This is a genomic window from Oceanobacillus caeni (genome assembly GCF_042678465.1).
GTDB lineage: Bacteria > Bacillota > Bacilli > Bacillales > Amphibacillaceae > Oceanobacillus > Oceanobacillus caeni.
This window is the reverse complement of the sequence record NZ_JBHTKV010000063.1, coordinates 1-2,164: the sequence shown is the minus strand read 5'-3', so window position 1 is coordinate 2,164 and position 2,164 is coordinate 1. Positions and strand designations below refer to the sequence as shown.

The window sequence follows — 2,164 nt, the reverse complement described above, 5'->3', positions numbered from 1 at the left end:
TCCACAGTAGCTCAGTGGTAGAGCAATCGGCTGTTAACCGATCGGTCGTAGGTTCGAATCCTACCTGTGGAGCCATTTTTGTGCTTCCATAGCTCAGCAGGTAGAGCACTTCCATGGTAAGGAAGGGGTCGTCGGTTCAAATCCGGCTGGAAGCTCTTGATATTAAGGCTTTTGTCCATATTAGGATAAAAGCTTTTTTGTTTCCAGTGATGAAACAGTGACGACTTTTCCTAACCGTTTTAGTATGCCTCGAAAAAGTCCGAAAAACGTTGTGCGGAATCTTGGTGAACTTGCGGTCGAACATGTGAATAAATATTGACGGCTGTTTCCGACTTAACGTGTCCTAGACGTTGTTGAACAATCTTCACATGTTCATTTATTTCGAGCATTAATGTAGCATGTTTATGTCTTAACTCATGAAATGTAATCTGTTTGACGCCAGCACGCTCACAAATACGTTTCATGGCACGTCTAACATTACGTTTCATCATGAAATCACCATTAGAGTTTGTAACAACAATATCACTTTTTGGTGTTTGCTTATCTTTGTATTGCCTTAAGAAATCTAATTGTTGATCAGATATTGGAAGTGAACGTCGAGATGATTCTGTTTTCAGTCGACCCAATTGCTTTTCTTGTTCGTGATATGCTTGTTCTACATGTAAAGTTTTATTCTTGAAGTCAATATTTTTCCACTGTAAACCAAGGACTTCAGAGAATCGTAACCCGAACTGTATTACAAGCCAAAACGCTATAGTGTAGGAGCCAAAAGAAGTAAATAAGTCTATTTAATCATCTATTATTACAGTATTTACATTTAGATGTTTTTCCAAGATCAGGAGCTCTATAAAAATGAAGTTATCAAAATAATATTAAAGATGAAAAATAGCTTTCGAGCTGCTCAACTTGTAGAAAACCCCTATTTCAGAATGAGATATTGAAATAGGGGTTTTAAATATTTACTTATAAACACAATATACAGGCTGATGGTTCAGTGTGCTTCTGTATGTAGTAGCAATGGAAATATAAAAAATGCTATTAAGACTAACTTTCTCGACAGCCATATTTTTCTGAAAGGTTCAATAACTTACCTTGTTAATTTGGTATAATAAAGGTAACAATTAAAGGTTTTGGTTAGGTTGTTTCATACAAGAGATAATACACAAAATGAAGTAAGATTTATCTGTCTTAAAGACTTGGCCAAGATCATTTATTTCGTAAAAATTGATAAAGTATATTGACTTTCTGCCCCGTTTCAAGCCCTTTAAGCGAATTTTTCTTGTAGGCATTGATGTAAGCACTAATAGTTTGTCGACGGCGATTAATAATTTTAGCAATTTCTACTATCTTATAGCCAATTAGGTAAAGGTAAACAGACTGGTAACGTGGTGATCCTTTGCATGCTTCATTGCATCATTAAGATTTTCGATCTGCCCTTTAGTATTTATAAGTCACCAATCCTTTCGGGTATTTTTATAATTCTATACCCGAATTGAAAGCAGTTTAGCTCAACTTATATAAGCTTGGGAATTCCTCTAATTTTAGGTGCCTCAAAAATAGTTGCGAAATGGCTCAAATTTAAATTACGAAAAACACTTTCTTTGGATATAAATTTGATTTTTCTCCTTATCAAGTTCAACCTTGTAAAAAATATCGGTGTAATTTTTCCATGTCCTTCTATTCAGTGGAAGATACCCCCTGTCATTGTATTTTTTGTCTCATTCTTCAGTCCTCTTCAGTCCAGTTTCCGCCAATTGAATCATTAGTTTTCTTAGCTTTACCTCTTCCACTAATACCTCTCTCCCTTTTTTTATAATTTTTTAATAATTGTGTACATAAGAAGCAAGACTTATCATAATTGCTCCTTTTGTTGTTTCTTCAATTAAGTTCATCATAGCGTATCCATGTCTAGGTTTAGTTAGAGCAGACATAATAAAAAACATCGAATCTGTTAATTGTTCTGTTTTCTTCAATTAATCACCTACTATATCTATTTAGGATATATCATAATGAGACATATGTACTAAAAACGATATATCGTAATCTGATATTTATGTCTGCGCCATTTTATAATTGTTTGTCGATGTGTTGTAACTGCTAAACTAGACTCAACAGTTTTCCACAAATAAAAGTAAACGGTTTTCTCCAAATAAGACTAAACAGT

Annotated in this window: 1 protein-coding gene, 2 tRNA genes and 2 pseudogenes; 2 read left to right on the top strand and 3 right to left on the bottom strand. The window is 34.1% G+C overall.

Going from position 1 to position 2,164, the window contains the following annotated elements:
- Together ACFQ18_RS17985 and ACFQ18_RS17980 are read left to right on the top strand one after the other, a co-directional pair.
- Positions 1–75: transfer RNA gene (locus ACFQ18_RS17985), tRNA-Asn, on the top strand.
- Between the two features lie 7 nt (positions 76–82).
- A tRNA-Thr gene (locus ACFQ18_RS17980) sits at positions 83–155 on the top strand.
- 84 nt (positions 156–239) lie between these two features.
- Here ACFQ18_RS17980 and ACFQ18_RS17975 read toward each other — a convergent pair.
- From ACFQ18_RS17975 to ACFQ18_RS17965, 3 genes and pseudogenes are all read right to left on the bottom strand, one after another.
- Entirely contained in the window at positions 240–755 is a 516-nt protein-coding gene (locus ACFQ18_RS17975) for a site-specific integrase (protein WP_338113702.1), read from the bottom strand.
- Between the two features lie 451 nt (positions 756–1,206).
- Positions 1,207–1,377: pseudogene (locus ACFQ18_RS17970) on the bottom strand (terminase gpP N-terminus-related DNA-binding protein); the annotation flags it as partial.
- 341 nt (positions 1,378–1,718) lie between these two features.
- A pseudogene (locus ACFQ18_RS17965) lies at positions 1,719–1,973 on the bottom strand (helix-turn-helix transcriptional regulator).
- Positions 1,974–2,164: the final 191 nt, after the last annotated feature.